The sequence below is a fragment of the Vibrio sp. GJ43-1 genome (assembly GCF_055808835.1).
In genome coordinates this window covers 2,469,832-2,485,507 of sequence record NZ_CM147884.1, presented here as the reverse complement: position 1 = coordinate 2,485,507, position 15,676 = coordinate 2,469,832, and the positions used below count along the sequence as shown (strand labels likewise).

Sequence of the window (15,676 nt, the reverse complement as noted above, 5' to 3'; positions counted from 1 at the left end):
TTCTGTAGGAAAGAAGCGGTGAAACCTAAAGCTCCATTTTGTCTTCGCAACGCAGCAGCAGATACGTTTGCTATGGTTGTATTTTGTTTTGTGTCGGGCATGCTTATTGAAGTGCTTGTGTCGGGTATGACGTTTGAACAATCGCTAGCATCGCGTTTACTGTCTATCCCCGTTAATATTGCCATCGCCATGCCATACGGCTTGTTTCGCGATTGGGCATTAAAGCAAGGTGCCAAAGTATCGAATTCAGGCTTTATGAAAGCCACCGCTGACCTTATCGCTTACGTGGCATTCCAATCGCCAGTGTACGCCGCGATTTTGTTGACAGTTGGCGCATCCACCGAGCAAATCATTACCGCGGTATCGAGTAATGCGTTGGTGTCTTGTGGAATGGGCGTACTGTACGGTTACTTCTTAGATTACTGCCGACGTTGGTTCCGCGTACCGGGTTACTACCACGGCGCGTAATCGCCGAACATTTGATCGAATTAAACAGAAAGTAGGCAAACAATTAAAAAAGAGCGCTTTTTTCCAAGTTTAGGGTTGACCAAGGCACGGATAATCATTAAATTAGCGCTCGTTGGCCAGCAAGGCTGACAAACAAAACGGTGAGTTGTCCGAGTGGCTGAAGGAGCACGCCTGGAAAGTGTGTGTACGGCAACGTACCGAGAGTTCGAATCTCTCACTCACCGCCACATTCAAGTTTAAAGACGCTCTAGAGCGTCTTTTTCTTATCTGAAATATAGGAAATCAATGAGTTAGGGTGTTTTAAAGTCCAATATCGCTCTTTTTCATCCGACACTTTTTGTACTACCTAATGTACCACCAGTCTTTTCTAATGTACCATTAATGAATCAGTGGTACATCGGCTTGTGCCACGGCTGGCTTTTTCGGTGGTACATCATGGCAAAGAAAATAGCACCCTTAACTAACACTCAAGTCAAGCAGGCTAAGGCTTCAGAGAAAGAATATACTTTATCTGATGGTGATGGCTTACAGCTTAAAATCAAGCCCTCTGGTTCGAAAACGTGGGTCTTTAAATACATTAAGCCTTTCACGAAGAATCGTACAAACCTTGGTTTTGGTGTTTATCCTGAAGTTTCTTTGGCTCAAGCAAGAGAGAAAAGAAAACAAGCCAGAGAGCTACTTGCGCAACACGTTGACCCCAAAGTTTATAAAGATGAACAAAGGCTTAAACAACAAGATCAATACAGTAACACTCTACAGGCTGTGACTGAAAATTGGTTTACTATCAAGAAGTCATCGATCACGGAGGGTTACGCTAAGGACATCTGGAGATCTTTAAATCTACATATCTTTCCTTCACTAGGTAAGTATCCAATATCTAGCCTGACAGCACCAATCGTAATTGCAGTTTTGAAAAATGTCGCAAAATCAGGAAATCTAGAGACAGTTAGGCGTTTAGCCCAGCGTTTAAATGAAGTCATGACTTTTGCGGTCAATACCTAAGTCTTATTCATGCAAACCCATTGAGTGGTATTAGAGCAGCATTTGAAAAGCCTGTAGTTAAACATATGGCGACTATAAAGCCTGATGAACTACCCGAGCTGATGCGCACATTGAATGCTTCCAACTTACAAGTAGTGACACGTGCTTTAATTGAATGGCAATTACATACGATGACACGTTCAAATGAAGCGGCTAAAGCTGAATGGTCTGAGATTGATCTAGATAAAAAACTATGGGTTATTCCAGCAGAGCGTATGAAAATGAAACGTGAACATACAGTTCCACTTACAGAGCAGTCATTCGCGATACTGAGCATCTTAGAACGATTTAAACGACCTTATAGCACATATTTATTCCCTTCCAATCGCGATCCCAAAAAACATATTCATACTGAGACTGTAAATAAAGTACTTCGCCGTATTGGGTATCAAAATAAGTTGGTTGCTCACGGCTTTAGAGCATTAGCAAGTACAACGCTTAATGAACAAGAATTTAATCCAGATGTTATTGAAGCTGCATTAGCCCATGTTGACAAAAATGCTGTACGTAAAGCGTATAACCGATCAGAGTACCTAAAACATCGATCAGAACTGATGACCTGGTGGTCGAATCATATAGAGAATGCATCCAAAGGTAGTTTGAGCATTACCAATAACATTATCAATCTAGGTTAGTTTGCAGCGAGAAAGTTTAACTTGATAGATAGGGTGGAATGAGTCATGTTCAAATGTTGGGTTATTTACCCTGCTATTTTTGCTATTAATAGCATTAATAGCCCTCTTTATCGCTAGCTCACAAGGATGATGGTTTGAGATTGAGCAACAAAATTTTCTATAAGTTAAGTGACATTGACACAAAAGTGTCAATGAAAGTTAAGCTGCAAAAGTGTCTTGATATTGGTATTCCGCTGTTAGTTAAAGTACCTGATGGTTACAACGTATGGGCCATCGACAAGGAACTGGATAGACTGACAAGGCAAGATGTTGTTTTAAGCGAAAGTGATTACTCTAGAAAAATCATGCTCATGCATCATCTTTTGGAAGGTGAATATCTCTCGCGCGTAAATCAACCCAAAATTAATACACTTCTTTTAGGTGCATCGACATTAGTTGACGGTGTTGAATATCTACAAGTAACAGAAAGCGATACGAAAAAGCTTTTAGCTTCTGAAAATATTACGACTGATCAATTCAAAGGTGTAGTTGCTTTTGATGAAAAAGAGCAACACTTTGCCTTAAATGAGTCAATACCTGTTCCTCCTTATGACTTTAAGCTTGGGAACAATAATGATCATCCCATAATGCAGAAAATCAAAAGTAGGATGAGTAATTCGCATTTTGTACTTTGTGATAAAGCAACACGTAGTAACAATGATTTTAACTTTCCAATAGGAAGTGAACTCGATTTATCAGTGAGCGTGTTAGAAGTCGTTATTAGAGAAAGTGACGCTTCAACGCTGGTGTTCAACGAGGAAGATTACCAACTAAGTGCATATCACCTGGAACCAGAATATCATGCATCTACCGCACTATTAGAACTGTCGAGGTGTGGGTATGATCTGTGTGTTAAAAACTTACCCGCTGGTTCAGGAGGTCGTGCAAGCTATCTATCAGGCCATTCCAAAAGCTTTAAAGCGAAAGGATGGTATGAGGCTGGTGCCTTTTTGATTAAAGACAGAGACGGGAAGAACTTTAATCGTGTAAAAGAAGTTTATAGCCACCACTGGCTACCAGAAACTAAGCTAAGCAAGGCAAAAGTAAAAGCAATAACGGAAAATGTTTTAGACGAACTACATGACGCTATTGAAACAAATGACGCGTATATTCGTTCAATAGAATTGATTATCAGGCCAGATAAGTACAAACATGTAAAATGTTAAAAGAGTCACAGCCCTTTTGTATAAAGGGCTAGGATGAGTTTTTATGCTCAAAATTCAACGCCACTCCTTTTGGTAACTTCGTCCCTTAATGTTTAATGGCACCTTAAATCAGCTAAGGAGCTATAAATGTTATCTACTCACTCAGAACTTCGTTCAAACCAAATTCTTCGACTCAAAGATGTCATGTTGATGACGGGCCTTTCGCGATCGACTATCTATGACAAACAAAACCCTTCATCAAAACGTTTTGACCCTTCATTTCCTCAGAAAATCAAACTAGGCGCAAGAGCGGTAGGTTGGTTGATGGGATATGCAAACTTGGTTAAATTTGATGAGAAATAACTCTATCGCAGGGCGTGATTAGAGAGGCGGGTATCAATATTTGATCATTTAATGTCGTTATCGATAGGAGTGTGCATGTTAAATCAATTTCCAATTTCGTCGGAGATCTTTCCCATTGTTTCTCCGTCATCATTAATCACTAAAGCCTATATGGAGGCTAAATTTATCACGCAAGCGCCTGATTCGATTGTCTATATGACAGCTATCAGTTCCGTGTCACTTGCATTGCAAGGCGTTATTGATGTAGAAATACCAACGGGGAAAATAAGCCCTGTCTCACTAATGGGGTTAACGATTGCAGAATCAGGAGAGCGTAAATCATCGGTAGAGAATCTATTCACAAAAGGAATCAAATCGTTTCAAAAAGAAAATATTGAATGTTACCAAACACAATTAGATAGGTACCAGATTCAACTTGAGTTACATGAAAAAAAAGTCGCTCGTATAAAAAAGTTAGTCAATTTAGATGATGAACTTGAATGTGAGTCAATGGCAAAGCAGTTACTCGAACTTGAAGAAAAAAAACCAATTAAACCAAAACTCAATTTGCTCACATATGAAGATAGTACTATTGAAGCATTGCTGAGTGGTCTCAGTGAGAATGTTCCGAATGCTTTTCTTGGGTCTAGTGAAGGGGGAGTGTTACTTAACAGCCGAGCGATGTCGCAAACGGCTAGCCTAAATGCAATTTGGAGTGGTGATGATGTTACTGTCAATAGGAAAACAACAGGATCATATACGGTAGAAAGCGCTCGGTTAACCGTTCATATAATGACTCAATCAAGTGCGCTAGATCGCTTTATAAAAAAATCAAAGGATAGTGTGCGTGGTAACGGATTCTTGGCTCGTCTTCTTGTTTGTGCGCCATCATCCAATATCGGCTTTAGACAGTCTACAGGGATAGGTTACTCACGGTATGCGTATACAGGCTTTCTAACGATAAGCTTTATCATTGGCTATCGGAATCCCAAGATATTTCTGATTACACCAATAGAAAAATCGTTCGATTCTCCAATGAAGCTAAAAAAATATGGCAGGATGTTTACAACGATATTGAAGTAAAGATGAGACCTAACGGTATCTTTCAGCAAGTTGCAGATCATGCCTCAAAGTTACCAGAAAATATTGCAAGGTTAGCGGCTTTAATTCATTGCTTTGATGGCGACTTAAATGATGAAATTTCTTCGACGACACTCATCGAATCAATTAATTTAATAAGTTATTTCTCTGGTCAGTTTGTGAAAGTTTTTTCTGCGCCTCCGAAGTGTGCAGTAGATGCCCATAATTTAATGCAATGGTTTATGACGCTTTCAAATTCAGGTATTAGATATATTAAACGAAATGATATTTTTCAATTTGGGCCATATGGGACAAGAAACAAAAAAAATCTAGAACAAGCATTAGAGTATCTAAAACCCAATTATATATTAAGTGAAATTATGATTAAACCAAAGACAAGGGTCGTCGATCTCTTTCCTAACTATCAATATGATGAGGCTAAACTTATTCTTGATTTGGGATTGAAATCATATTCTTGATTTACATTATCTTGCTAATTACCGACGTAATAATGCCGGGTTAATAAGTGAAAAATATAGAAATATAAGTAGGGCAGTTTTTGCATAAGTCCAGAGTAATAAGTTAGTAAAAACCACTAAGTTAAACCTAAAAACAATAAATAGGTATCTATCTATTCCCTAGTTTAGCTGTTGGTTAAGCCAGATTTTCTTGTCGGTTATAGTAATATATATATCTTTTGTTATTATGGATGTTTTATTATTCATTCCTTAAGAATGAAGTGAAGTAGATGTTGTTATTGCTTGTTTTAAATAATAGGTGTTAAGTTGAAATGAATTTAATTAAAATAGGAGTGTTCAATGGTTACCGTGTGATATATAAACATGGTCCATTAATACAAAGAATATTAATGGCGAATGAACTAATGATGGCTAAATCTTTGTCTGATCATAACCGTCTTCTTGTTATGCGCTTTGAGCTGAAGTTTCCTAAAGGTTACTCAGGACCTACTGAGATAATATCGAAGTTTTTGATTCTCTTCGTTTTAAAATTAAGTATGACTTAAGAAGAAAAAAGTAAAAATAGGCATCGTAAAGTTAATTGCAATATTAACTACGTATGGGTGAAAGAGTTGAGTGGTAACGAAGGTTGGCATTACCATGTCGCTCTAGTTCTAAATTACAATGTGTATAAAGGGTTTGGAAAGGTTGGTAGTACTAGAAATAATACCATTAATCGTATTTCAGAGGCTTGGGCGAGTGCAATGAAATGTAAAGTGAATGATGTGAAGGGGTTGGTTCATATTCCAAAGAAAAATCCAGTATATGAATTAAATAAGAACTCCTCCTCATTTTATGACACTTTTTATGCTGTAATGTTTAGGTTAAGTTATTTGGCGAAGTTAAAAACAAAGCCTTATGGTGGTAATGCTAGGGTGCGTTTTTACGGGACGAGTAAGAGTTAACTTTCTGTAGAGTATTTATGGTATATATATGAGTCAGTGAAAAAAAGAGGTATCAAATAACCTCTTTGGGAAGTCAAACTATAGACATTGGATTGCTTTATTGTTTCGTTGTTTCATTTTTGTTGTTATCCACGATTGAATTTCATGATCTACCCAAGCAACAAAGCGAGCGCCTAATGATACGGGGGCGGAAATTTCCCTTCGTTGAGATACTTGTAAAGTGAAGACCGTGATATACCCGTAATCTGAATCACCTCTTTTAATCGCATAAGGCGACTAGTAGTTGGTGGTTGCTCCCGATTTCAGATAATAAGTGCGACATTCATGGAAAGGTGTAGAAGAGGAAGCCAACTGCTGAAAGTGGTACGCTCTTCTCGCCAAAGAAACAAGCAGTACTACCATGAATTATCAGCAGTTGACCGAAGGCAGAAGATACCAGATTTCTGCTCTTTTGGAACGAGGGATTTCAGTTTCTGAAATTGCTAAAACCGTTCAGTGCCATCGCTCTACGGTTTATCGGGAGCTTAAACGCGGCAGCAAATGCAGTCATTATTGCCCAAACGAAGCTCAGGTGTTATCAATCAAAAAACGCACATCAGCGCGTAAATACAGAATACCTCAGGAGCGAGTTGATTTTATCCGCCTCCTTTTAGAAGTAGATTGGAGTCCAGAGCAGATTTCCAGTGTATTGACTAAGGTCGGGGTCGGTGTAAGCCATGAGTGGATCTACCGATTTGTTGCACAGGATAAACGTTTAGGTGGCAAGTTATATCGCCACTTGAGGCAGGGTCACAAGCGGTACCGTCGCGGTAAAAAAGAGAAAGCGCCAGCGATCAAAAATGCTGTTTCTATCGATGATAGACCAAGCATCGTTGACAGTAAGGAGCGATTTGGTGATTGGGAAATCGACACCGTATTAGGTAAGCATGGCACTGGGGCTATGGTGACTATTTTAGAGCGTAAAACACGATTTTACGTGGTGAAGAAAGTGCCATCCAAGTCAGCGGATGATGTCACCAAAGCAACCATAGAACTACTCATGCCTTACAAGGAGCATGTCCATACCATCACAGCAGATAACGGACGAGAGTTTGCTGGTCATGAAACCATCGCAAAGGAGTTGGAGGCTGATGTGTACTTTGCCCACCCTTATAGTTCTTGGGAGCGTGGGGCCAATGAGAATGCTAACGGCCTTTTAAGACAATATGTGAAGAAGGGAACCGACTTAACAACGGTAACAGACAGCGATATTGAATTTGCTTTATCGCGGATAAATTATCGACCGAAAAAATGTTTAGACTTCAAGCAACCAGCGATTGTCTTTAAAGAAATGGCATTGGCTGCTTGATATTGGCGAGTGTCGCACTTCGCAGTTGAATTCGGGCTTAACATTATTCATTTCGTTGTTCATAATACTAACTCCCTAAAGTCATTATCAATGTCATCTTGTGTCACGCCAATGTAGCGCAGCGTGACACCTTCGGAGCTATGGCGAAGCATTCGCATCACTCGTGCAATATCTTTGGTGCTTTTGTATAAGTGGTAGCCTCTGGTCTTTCGCATTGAGTGAGTCCCCAACGGAAAACTAATCTCTTCACCAATCGAAGAAAACGCTTGGCTAACAGCTCGACGACTCAATGGGCTGGCAGCTTTGTTGATGGCTTGTTGGTTTCGATAGGACTGAAATAAATAGATGTGGTGTGGATTCTCCTTTTTAATGCGGTGGATGATTTCTAAACTTCTTGGGTTTAGTGCTATCTGTGCGACTTTCCCCGTTTTAGATTCACGGATGGTTAAACGGTCTTCTTCTATGTCGCTAAACTTAATCGCCAACAAATCAGAAATCCGTAAAGCGAGATTAATACCCACATTCCAGATATCTGACATTTGCTTACTATGCCGTATTTCTAATAGGTGGCCGATGAGCTGGATAGTGTCACGGTTTTTCACCGCTTGAACTTCTGCCATAATGCAGCTTCCTTTTTTCGATGAAAATGATGATAAGAGGAACTTCAAAGCAAGCCTGAAACTAAAAGCCTTGTTCCATAAGGGCTGGCAAGTTCCCAAATTGCTAAAATGGGAACTTGGATGCTTTTCACTTCTCGATGTGCTAAAACGCAAGGTGCTAAAAACATCTGCTCTCTATGTTGAAATCGAGCTCGATGGTAAGTTAACCCTTTCGCTTCGTATTGAAGCAAAAAAGGAGCGTTACGCTCCCTTCCTAATCATTAACAAGCTACAAGCCTAAGGCTTTCGCTGTCTGTTTGTATTCTTGCTCTATTTGAGACTTCACTAATTCTCGCCTTGCCTCAATAGGCGCTCTATCAGAGATGTTCTGAGCGCGTGATTCAACTTGTTTTAGTTGGTTCTCTTTCCACTGGTTGAGGGATTGTTGAATCTGCTCAGCTGTAAGAGTGGCTTTAATCGATTCGACACTGAGCGCATTAATAGCGCTGCCAGCATTCACGTTCATTGAGATGGTTAAAGCAGCTAGTGTGATGATTTTAGTAATGATTGATTTCATGATAATTCTCCAATTGAGATGTATGTGTTAGTTAGGTAAAACTCAACGAAGTGACGACAGGTGAGATAAACGCAAATAGTCTAGATATGGGGTTTTTCTTGTATAATATGCGTTTCAGATTAGGTGGTTTCGATATGACCATACTAAGGGGGCGGCCGTCCCCCTTAACACTGTTCGCCTTAGCTAGAAGCGGTTAATGGCACAATCAATCGTAAAGTACAGTTCTGCCTTGCACACTAACCTAATGGAGTTGAAGTAAGATTAGTGCCCCATGCTTTACACTGATTACGCTATGGCACAACGGAACATGAAAGGGAGTAAGTACCCTGTGGATCCCATTGAATTTGTGAAACAGAGGTAAGGTATCACTGCTTGCGTCACTATCTGTCCGATGCAATCAATTGAGTGACATTGTCTAGTTGTTGTATTGAGCGCTTAAGCTCTGATTTGAGTTGATACTGCTGTAATTGAAAGTCTGATGGGTAATCAAAATGGAAGGTCAGTACTTTAAGCTTAGCAATACAGGTTAAAGGAAGGTCGTCGTAATCGTTGAGGGTGTTTTGATAGATGAGATAAAGCTCACTTGAGGTGGTCGTAATACCGACAGGTGAGATTTGGTCTATCTGCTCACCGGATGTAAGGGTAAGCGTGATTTGTTTTTGATGAACCAGTGCCACTGAAATGGGCTCGAAAAAATCCCCTAGTGCTTTTGGTGCGTTTAGTTCATCAATCACTGCATGTGCTTTGCTTGTGTCTCCTCGTGGTGGTCTCATTCCTGCATAGGAGCGAGGTTGGGCTCGTAACAGACTGAATGCAAAATCAATGGCGTACTCTAAGGATGGTGGGAGTTGCTGGCTAATGGTTGCTTTGGCGAGCTGTAGCAGGACAAGTTCTCTCGCGCCTAAGGTTGGTTGGCTGTACATTCCGCGACTGTAACCAAAAGGTTTACTTCGAGTGTCTTTATCGACATCAAAATAATCGACGATAACATCGAGATTACGTTGTACGCTTCTGATGCCTCGATACATCCCTGCATCCACTAACTCTGCCTGAAGCTGCTTAGCCGTCACCTTTCGACCTTGTGGTATACGTCGATATAACTCAAACACCAATGATAATTGCTCTGTGGTACTGGCTTTATCCCTTGTTGTCATGGTTAGGTCGCTGCTGGTGGTTACTTGATAGAGTGGTAATCATCCTAACGATGGGTGCGTCACTATCTGACCGATGGCGTCTTTAGCTTATCGATATTTTAATCTCGTCATAGGCTCCCATTTGTAAGTAAGCGAGAAAGTTACTTTCCCAGAGAGAGTAGAGCCCCACAATGGACTTATCGTGGCAGCTTTGCCATCCCATAGGGGCAATGAACGTTTGTCCGTTAGCAATATCAAAATCCACATTACGCTCTAGCTCTGGGTAAACGTTGCCCATGTAAGCAAAGTCAGTGAGGTATTGGATTTGATACTGGCTCTCCTCTTCTTTCAAAAGCATGATTTCTACTGGGTGGTATCCACCAGCGTCAGCACTGTAACTGACATCTCGAAAGTTAATGGTGAGGCTTTCACATTCCCTCTTGGTTGGGTTCTGTTTCCAGAAGGTCTCTATTTTGCTTTTCAACAAGTTTTTGAGTTTTTGAGATACGGAGGAGTATGGCGCTGTGATGGTCAGTGTTTGTGGTTTCATGGTCTTCTCCTTTCAATAGTTATCTATTCGATTGGATGATATGTATCTGAGATTGGTTTGAATCGAATATGATCGGGATGGTTGAAGTTAGGAAGGAGCTGCTACTTGAATCGACTGACGATAGTTAATGTCTGTGTATCGAACTGTGATGCCTTTAGGTGATTGATGAATACCTTGAGCCAGCTAATGAAGAGCGAATGTACCTCAGGTCTGTTGAGCTCGCATCGTTGGATGTCTGGTTGATAGAACCATTGGTGTTTGAAGTTAAAATATAGAGATACTTCAACGCTCTCAGCTTCTGGTGTGGGGTAATCAAACGAAGCGATGAATCGCACCTCCCAAGGTTCATTAGGATTAGCTCGTTCAAGCTGTATCTCTATGGGTTGTATCCCGTTTCGGTTGCTGTAGAAGCTTGCGACCTTAAGGTTAAGCGCCATTTGTTTTGTCTCTGTGGGAATGTCATATTGCTCAATTAAGAGCTCGACAAGCTGGTGGAATAGGTCGAGTTTGAAATTACGTTTGATAACACTATTCATAACCAACCTCTCTCAGCAAAAGACACACAGTCACTACCCACAACAATGTGGTCAAGCACTCGCACATCAACGAGTGCTAAAGCATCCTTTAAACGCTCTGTAATGCGCCTATCAGCTTGTGACGGAGTTGCATCACCCGATGGGTGGTTATGACCAAAGATCACCGCAGCCGAGTTGAGTAGTAATCCTTCTTTAACGACTTCTCTTGGATAGACGCTAGCAGCATCAATGGTGCCAAAGAACATCTCTTTGTATTCAATCAACTGGTTTTGATTATCAAGAAACATCACGGCAAACACTTCTCTGTCGTAATGCGCCAGTTTCATCTGTAGATATTGCTTAGTGTTTTCTGGACTTGTGAATGAACCTGCCCGAGAATACTTGGCCGCGAGCATAGTTGCTGCGGCCTCTAGGATTTGACGAAGCTCTGTGGGCTCGTTTGGCGTGTAATGATTTGAATGCATGTACTTTCCTTCTGTGCGTTAAAGGTATGTGCATCCAAGTAATATGTAGCTAAAAAATAATGGAATCCTTCCCCATAGAAGCGGCCCAACCACGCTGGGCCGCTTTAGGTTATGGTTGCTGTTTATCTTGTCGTTTAGCCCAGTTGTAACCGCTCACAACGCCATAGATGAACAACTCGATTAGCGCCTTAGTAGGTTGGTGGGGATTCACTATTCGCCTCCTTGTTGATGTGGTACAAGCCTGCGCCAACGATAAAGCCAGCAATAAAAACAAACGGCATAAGTGCCTCCTGCTTAGTTTGATTTAAGAAAAGTGCATAAATAAATGGAAGCCTACGACTAGCTGGCTTCAGAAAGATAATGTGTGGTTAAAAAAGTTGGAGTCTGGTGATTTACGCAGTGGAGTAAACAAATGCACATTCTCGTTATCTCATGAGTTGAACTAACCGGAATTCATCATGAGATTAATCAAACTAAAAGAAGTAATGACTTTAACGTAAACGCCCCATGAACCCACGGGGCGATATTACTAATGTTTGAAGTTCCAAGGTAGGAGCGCATCGATATCTGGCTCTGCTTTCGCCAACTCTTTCATGCACTTGACCATGTAGTCGTAGAGGATAAGGCCGTTGGCTTTCGCGGTTTCGACGATGCTGTAAAGCATCGCGCTCGCGTCAGCACCATTTTGAGTAGCCGAGAATAACCAGATGGTATGACCTTATATACTAAGACTTTCCTATAGTGCGTTTTTGGAGGTCATCAATATGAAATCTGCCAACTATTCTGCTTACATTGGGCTCGATGTACACAAGGACACTATTGCCGTTGCGGTTGCAAACCCGGAACGACAAGGGAAGTTCGATTCTATGGGAATATTTCTTCAGCAAAAGACTCCGTCATTCGGCTAATGAAGAAGCTCATCAAGCTCCACGGTTCAATTCTTGTCTGTTACGAAGCAGGGCCTACTGGTTATGGCCTATATCGATTGCTGCTCAGCATGAATATAGATTGTACTGTTGTGGCCCCTTCTAGAATTCCTAAGATATCAACCAACAAGATCAAAAATGATCATCGAGATGCTGTTGCTCTCGCTCGACTATTAAGAGCGGGTGAGTTGGTTGATGTCTGGGTTCCCGACATGACACATGAAGCTATGCGTGACCTAGTTAGAGCTAGAAGCTGTGCAAAAAAAGATATCAAGGTTGCTAAGCAACGTATCCAGAGTATTCTTCTGAGAACAGGAAAGCGTTACGAGAAAAAAATGTGGACCGTTCGCCATCGAGTATGGCTCGCAAATCAATCTTTCCCTATCGCTTCCCAGCAAATTGCATACGAGCATTATCGACAGAGCTTAGAGCAAATAGAAAATCGAATAGAGCAACTAGACCAAGAAATTGATCGATTACTCCCCAACTGGTCTTTATACAACCTCGTCAATCAACTACAAGCTTTTAAAGGTGTTGGGCGTACTATCGCTATCTCTGTAGTTGCTGAGCTCGGAGACTTTTCACGATTTAGTAATCCAAAGCAAATTATGGCATTCCTTAGCCTAATACCTGGTGAGCACTCTAGTGGTAATACCACTCGGAAATCCGGAATTACTAAAGCTGGTAATGTTGAGTTAAGACGGCTGCTGTATGAGGCAGCATGGGCTTATAGAAATAATGCGAAGGTCGGTAACTGGCTAGTGACTTACCGTCCCGACAGCGTCTGCCAAGCGGCCAAAGATATTTCTTGGAAGGCCCAGCAAAGGCTGTGCTTTCGCTACCGGAGCTTAGTTGCTAAGGGAAAGAAATCACAAGTCGCCATTACTGCTGTCGCAAGAGAGTTGCTTGGCTTTATGTGGGATATTGCAGTAACTACACAGAGCCAGAGAGCATAAAATTTGCCTGAAAGTGAAGAAGCTCAAGGTGAGTAATCCTCGTCAAGAATTTAAGTCGACCACTTGGTCAGATACTAGCAGCCAGATAGAGGTAAACTCATTACGAAAACCATGTTGGGGCTAAAGATCCCCGAATAAGAGTGTGTATAACCCAAGTAATTGCTGATTCACTTTCAGGCAATTTCAGCGTTGAAAACATGCCTCGTCTCACAGAGGAGAGAGAGGCTTTGTCGAAAAACTTGAAAAAGGTCATAAGAATTTTTCCTGCCAATGACCAGTGGCTTAATTGTGCGTTCAGCGCGATTATTGTCGAGAGATAAGTGGCCATCGTCGATATAGCGAATGAGCTTCGGCCATTGCCCAAGTGTGTACTTTATCGCTTTACCCAGTACGCTAGAGCCTATCACTTTCTGAGTTGTCATCCATTCGTAAAACTCATCCAGTATCGGTTTGGCGTGTATCTGCCGCCCTGCTTTTCGTTTTTCGGCAGAGATGCCTTTCAAGCGTGATTCTATTCCATAGAGCTTTTGGATTTTAGCCAGTGCTTTATCCGCTTTTCCTGACTTGCCTTTTCCTTGAAGCTTCTTAGCATCCATGAACTTACGCCGTGCATGCGCCAAGCAGCCGACATTGGTCACGTGGGGAAGACCGTCATAGGCACCATAGCCATCGGTTTGCAGATAACCACTATAATCCCCTAAAAAGGCAGCAGGGCACGCCCTCGCGCGACTGTTTTGATAGTCGTACAAGGCGATGTTTTTCACATTGGGAAGTGCGGCATCTGGCGAGTCTGCGCCCGAGCAGTAGAGCCACATGTAACACTGTTTATCTTCCATAAGTACATTGAGCGGCGTTTCATCCGCCTGAACCACCACTTGTTCTAGTAGGTGCCTTTTCAAGACCGCATACAGCGGTACGAACTTCTCACTGACTTGAATAATCCACCTTGCCATGGTGGTTCGTGATAGTTCGATACCCGATTGGGTAAACAGCGACTCTTGCCGATACAGCGGCATTGCGTATTGGTATTTGCCAAGGATGATATTGGCAAGCAAGCTTTCTGTCGCGAAGCTCTTAGGGATAATGCTTTGCGGCGCTGGCTTTTGAACGATGCGGTTATTGTCCTCTGTTTGCTCGCACTGGCGGCAAGCATACTTAGGACGAACATATTCCAGCACTTTGAGTACCGCTGGTGAGAACTCCAGCTTTTCACTGCGGTCTTCACCGATTTTATGCAGGCTCTGCTTGCAGCAAGCGCATTGCTTTTCATGGTCGTCTACATCGAGTTCGATAATCTCACGAGGTAAGGTCTTGGGAAGTGGCTTACGTTTACCACGTTTCTTCGTTGTGGTAGTGGTCGTCACCTCAACCTCTTCTTCTTTAGCGGCTTCACATTCCACTTCGTTGAAGAGGTCACCTTGAGATTCATCGTAAGGCTTTAACGCCTCCGAACGTTTCGCGAATTGGCGGTCGAAGGCAAGTTTGAGTTGCTCAAGTAGCGATTGGCGCTCTTGTTTCCACTCGCTTTTCTCTGACATCAGTGCTTTCACCATCGCTTGTAGCTCAGCAACACTTTGACTTTCTGGATTGATATCTGGCGTTTTTTTCATGACATTTATTATACTAAAATCATGTCGTTAACGCGCGGTGAATAAGGCTATAATATCGTTCAAGTCATTGTGAAATCGTTTATTCGAACGGGTTTATGGCCGATAATCGTGAAGCCAGAAAGCAGTCTATCAAGCTCGAATTGCGTCAGGGTAAACACTTCATTTTTCTCTTTTGTAGGCCACTTGTACTTGGCTTTTTCGAGTCGTTTATACCAAAGGGCGAAGCCTGTTTTATCCCAATACAATACTTTGATTTTGTCGCGCTGTTTGTTGGTAAACAAGAACAGTGCGCCACTCCCCAAAGGCAAATCGGTGTCACTTTCGATAATCGCCGCGAGGCCGTTGATGGACTTTCTAAAATCGACGCTTTCACGATAGAGGTAAATCTCAGGAGCGCTCAGCATACGTTTCATGATAGCGCACCAATAAGCTCTGCCAGATAGGCCGCAGGCGTGCCTTGAGGAATACTCAGCTCAACATCATTGACGAGAAGTGTCATGTTGGCCGTTGCGATTTGAGCCTGATACTTCGTTGTCTTTTCGACGACTTCAGCTCTGACAAATCCAACTGGCGTTGGTAGGGCTGAGGTTTGAAGTTGACGCCGTTTTGCGAAGAACGTTGATAAACTCAGTCCGTGCTGCTCGCAGAAAACGCGTTGAGTCATATTGCTGCTTTCATACTGTTGAAAAAGAGCCTGCCATTCCTGGTTAGAACGTCGTTTTGCCATTTTAAAATCTCCTCTTGGTTGGAGATTTGATCTTATTATCCGTGCTTGGCGATTAGAATGTGGGGTTTATGAGGCGC

Annotated in this window: 16 protein-coding genes, 1 tRNA gene and 5 pseudogenes; 11 read left to right on the top strand and 11 right to left on the bottom strand. The window is 42.0% G+C overall.

The window, feature by feature from the left end; genetic code table 11:
• The first annotated feature begins 18 nt into the window (after nt 1–18).
• The 8 genes and pseudogenes from AC0L66_RS11960 to AC0L66_RS11925 form a co-directional block, all read left to right on the top strand.
• Nucleotides 19–468, top strand: a complete 450-nt coding sequence (locus tag AC0L66_RS11960; RefSeq protein WP_265675100.1) for an L-alanine exporter AlaE — start codon at nt 19–21, stop codon at nt 466–468.
• A 139-nt stretch (nt 469–607) separates the two neighbouring features.
• Nucleotides 608–695 (top strand) — tRNA-Ser (locus AC0L66_RS11955).
• A 208-nt stretch (nt 696–903) separates the two neighbouring features.
• Nucleotides 904–2,144 (top strand): annotated as a pseudogene (locus AC0L66_RS11950) (integrase domain-containing protein).
• Between the two features lie 134 nt (nt 2,145–2,278).
• Nucleotides 2,279–3,349, top strand: a complete 1,071-nt coding sequence (locus AC0L66_RS11945; RefSeq protein WP_473567471.1) for a hypothetical protein — start codon at nt 2,279–2,281, stop codon at nt 3,347–3,349.
• A gap of 126 nt (nt 3,350–3,475) precedes the next feature.
• Nucleotides 3,476–3,691, top strand: a complete 216-nt coding sequence (locus tag AC0L66_RS11940; protein ID WP_473567469.1) for an AlpA family phage regulatory protein — start codon at nt 3,476–3,478, stop codon at nt 3,689–3,691.
• A 75-nt stretch (nt 3,692–3,766) separates the two neighbouring features.
• Nucleotides 3,767–4,753 (top strand): DUF3987 domain-containing protein, encoded by a 987-nt coding sequence (locus tag AC0L66_RS11935; RefSeq protein ID WP_473567467.1) that lies wholly within the window; start codon nt 3,767–3,769, stop codon nt 4,751–4,753.
• Nucleotides 4,666–5,229 carry a DUF3987 domain-containing protein gene (locus AC0L66_RS11930; RefSeq protein WP_473569250.1) on the top strand — a complete coding sequence of 188 codons (564 nt, stop codon included), beginning with the start codon at nt 4,666–4,668 and terminating at the stop codon, nt 5,227–5,229. Before AC0L66_RS11935 ends, AC0L66_RS11930 begins: the two co-directional genes overlap by 88 nt.
• A gap of 563 nt (nt 5,230–5,792) precedes the next feature.
• Nucleotides 5,793–6,173 (top strand): annotated as a pseudogene (locus tag AC0L66_RS11925) (YagK/YfjJ domain-containing protein); the annotation flags it as partial.
• A 173-nt stretch (nt 6,174–6,346) separates the two neighbouring features.
• On the opposite strand, the gene AC0L66_RS11920 reads toward AC0L66_RS11925, so the two are convergent.
• Nucleotides 6,347–6,442, bottom strand: a complete 96-nt coding sequence (locus AC0L66_RS11920) for a helix-turn-helix transcriptional regulator (protein ID WP_473567466.1) — start codon at nt 6,440–6,442, stop codon at nt 6,347–6,349.
• 131 nt (nt 6,443–6,573) lie between these two features.
• On the opposite strand from AC0L66_RS11920, the gene AC0L66_RS11915 reads away from it, so the two are divergent.
• On the top strand, nt 6,574–7,521 hold the full coding sequence (locus AC0L66_RS11915; RefSeq protein ID WP_473567464.1) for an IS30 family transposase: 948 nt from the start codon (nt 6,574–6,576) through the stop codon (nt 7,519–7,521).
• Between the two features lie 59 nt (nt 7,522–7,580).
• Here AC0L66_RS11915 and AC0L66_RS11910 read toward each other — a convergent pair whose 3' ends face one another.
• A complete protein-coding gene (locus AC0L66_RS11910) occupies nt 7,581–8,141 on the bottom strand; it encodes a tyrosine-type recombinase/integrase (RefSeq protein ID WP_065675565.1) in 561 nt (186 codons plus the stop codon).
• 1 nt (nt 8,142) lies between these two features.
• Between AC0L66_RS11910 and AC0L66_RS11905 the strand changes: the two genes are divergently transcribed.
• Nucleotides 8,143–8,421 (top strand): hypothetical protein, encoded by a 279-nt coding sequence (locus AC0L66_RS11905; RefSeq protein ID WP_473567462.1) that lies wholly within the window; start codon nt 8,143–8,145, stop codon nt 8,419–8,421.
• Here AC0L66_RS11905 and AC0L66_RS11900 read toward each other — a convergent pair.
• From AC0L66_RS11900 to AC0L66_RS11875, 6 genes and pseudogenes are all read right to left on the bottom strand, one after another.
• The gene (locus AC0L66_RS11900) at nt 8,410–8,697 is read right to left on the bottom strand and encodes a hypothetical protein (protein WP_473567461.1); all 288 of its coding nucleotides are present in this window, start codon (nt 8,695–8,697) and stop codon (nt 8,410–8,412) included. The genes AC0L66_RS11905 and AC0L66_RS11900 overlap by 12 nt on opposite strands.
• Nucleotides 8,698–9,077: 380 nt before the next feature.
• Nucleotides 9,078–9,851, bottom strand: a complete 774-nt coding sequence (locus AC0L66_RS11895) for a hypothetical protein (RefSeq protein ID WP_473567459.1) — start codon at nt 9,849–9,851, stop codon at nt 9,078–9,080.
• A gap of 82 nt (nt 9,852–9,933) precedes the next feature.
• The gene (locus AC0L66_RS11890) at nt 9,934–10,380 is read right to left on the bottom strand and encodes a DUF2787 domain-containing protein (RefSeq protein WP_473567458.1); all 447 of its coding nucleotides are present in this window, start codon (nt 10,378–10,380) and stop codon (nt 9,934–9,936) included.
• Nucleotides 10,381–10,481: 101 nt separating this feature from the next.
• A complete protein-coding gene (locus AC0L66_RS11885; RefSeq protein ID WP_473567456.1) occupies nt 10,482–10,916 on the bottom strand; it encodes a DUF2787 family protein in 435 nt (144 codons plus the stop codon).
• A complete protein-coding gene (gene radC / locus AC0L66_RS11880; RefSeq protein ID WP_473567455.1) occupies nt 10,913–11,380 on the bottom strand; it encodes a RadC family protein in 468 nt (155 codons plus the stop codon). The genes AC0L66_RS11885 and radC overlap by 4 nt, the downstream gene beginning before the upstream one ends.
• A gap of 529 nt (nt 11,381–11,909) precedes the next feature.
• Nucleotides 11,910–12,098, bottom strand: a pseudogene (locus AC0L66_RS11875) (transposase domain-containing protein); the annotation flags it as partial.
• Nucleotides 12,099–12,144: 46 nt separating this feature from the next.
• On the opposite strand from AC0L66_RS11875, the pseudogene AC0L66_RS11870 reads away from it, so the two are divergent.
• A pseudogene (locus AC0L66_RS11870) lies at nt 12,145–13,262 on the top strand (IS110 family RNA-guided transposase).
• A 257-nt stretch (nt 13,263–13,519) separates the two neighbouring features.
• Here the strand turns inward: AC0L66_RS11870 and tnpC are convergent.
• From tnpC to tnpA, 3 genes and pseudogenes are all read right to left on the bottom strand, one after another.
• Nucleotides 13,520–14,872 (bottom strand): annotated as a pseudogene (gene tnpC, locus AC0L66_RS11865) (IS66 family transposase); the annotation flags it as partial.
• Nucleotides 14,873–14,931: 59 nt separating this feature from the next.
• A complete protein-coding gene (tnpB, locus tag AC0L66_RS11860; RefSeq protein ID WP_102525064.1) occupies nt 14,932–15,285 on the bottom strand; it encodes an IS66 family insertion sequence element accessory protein TnpB in 354 nt (117 codons plus the stop codon).
• Nucleotides 15,282–15,599: an IS66 family insertion sequence element accessory protein TnpA gene (tnpA, locus tag AC0L66_RS11855; RefSeq protein WP_473567440.1), complete on the bottom strand. Its 318-nt coding sequence runs from the start codon at nt 15,597–15,599 to the stop codon at nt 15,282–15,284. The genes tnpB and tnpA overlap by 4 nt, the downstream gene beginning before the upstream one ends.
• Nucleotides 15,600–15,676 lie beyond the last annotated feature (77 nt).

Bases quoted from the DNA above. Each gene is read 5' to 3' on its own strand.
- AC0L66_RS11900 (WP_473567461.1), bottom strand. From the start codon at position 8,697: ATGAAATCAATCATTACTAAAATCATCACACTAGCTGCTTTAACCATC.
- tnpB (WP_102525064.1), bottom strand. From the start codon at position 15,285: ATGAAACGTATGCTGAGCGCTCCTGAGATTTACCTCTATCGTGAAAGC.
- AC0L66_RS11905 (WP_473567462.1), top strand. From the start codon at position 8,143: ATGCAGCTTCCTTTTTTCGATGAAAATGATGATAAGAGGAACTTCAAA.
- AC0L66_RS11890 (WP_473567458.1), bottom strand. From the start codon at position 10,380: ATGAAACCACAAACACTGACCATCACAGCGCCATACTCCTCCGTATCT.
- AC0L66_RS11920 (WP_473567466.1), bottom strand. From the start codon at position 6,442: ATGCGATTAAAAGAGGTGATTCAGATTACGGGTATATCACGGTCTTCA.
- tnpA (WP_473567440.1), bottom strand. From the start codon at position 15,599: ATGGCAAAACGACGTTCTAACCAGGAATGGCAGGCTCTTTTTCAACAG.
- AC0L66_RS11935 (WP_473567467.1), top strand. From the start codon at position 3,767: ATGTTAAATCAATTTCCAATTTCGTCGGAGATCTTTCCCATTGTTTCT.
- AC0L66_RS11915 (WP_473567464.1), top strand. From the start codon at position 6,574: ATGAATTATCAGCAGTTGACCGAAGGCAGAAGATACCAGATTTCTGCT.
- AC0L66_RS11940 (WP_473567469.1), top strand. From the start codon at position 3,476: ATGTTATCTACTCACTCAGAACTTCGTTCAAACCAAATTCTTCGACTC.
- AC0L66_RS11895 (WP_473567459.1), bottom strand. From the start codon at position 9,851: ATGACAACAAGGGATAAAGCCAGTACCACAGAGCAATTATCATTGGTG.
- AC0L66_RS11885 (WP_473567456.1), bottom strand. From the start codon at position 10,916: ATGAATAGTGTTATCAAACGTAATTTCAAACTCGACCTATTCCACCAG.
- radC (WP_473567455.1), bottom strand. From the start codon at position 11,380: ATGCATTCAAATCATTACACGCCAAACGAGCCCACAGAGCTTCGTCAA.
- AC0L66_RS11910 (WP_065675565.1), bottom strand. From the start codon at position 8,141: ATGGCAGAAGTTCAAGCGGTGAAAAACCGTGACACTATCCAGCTCATC.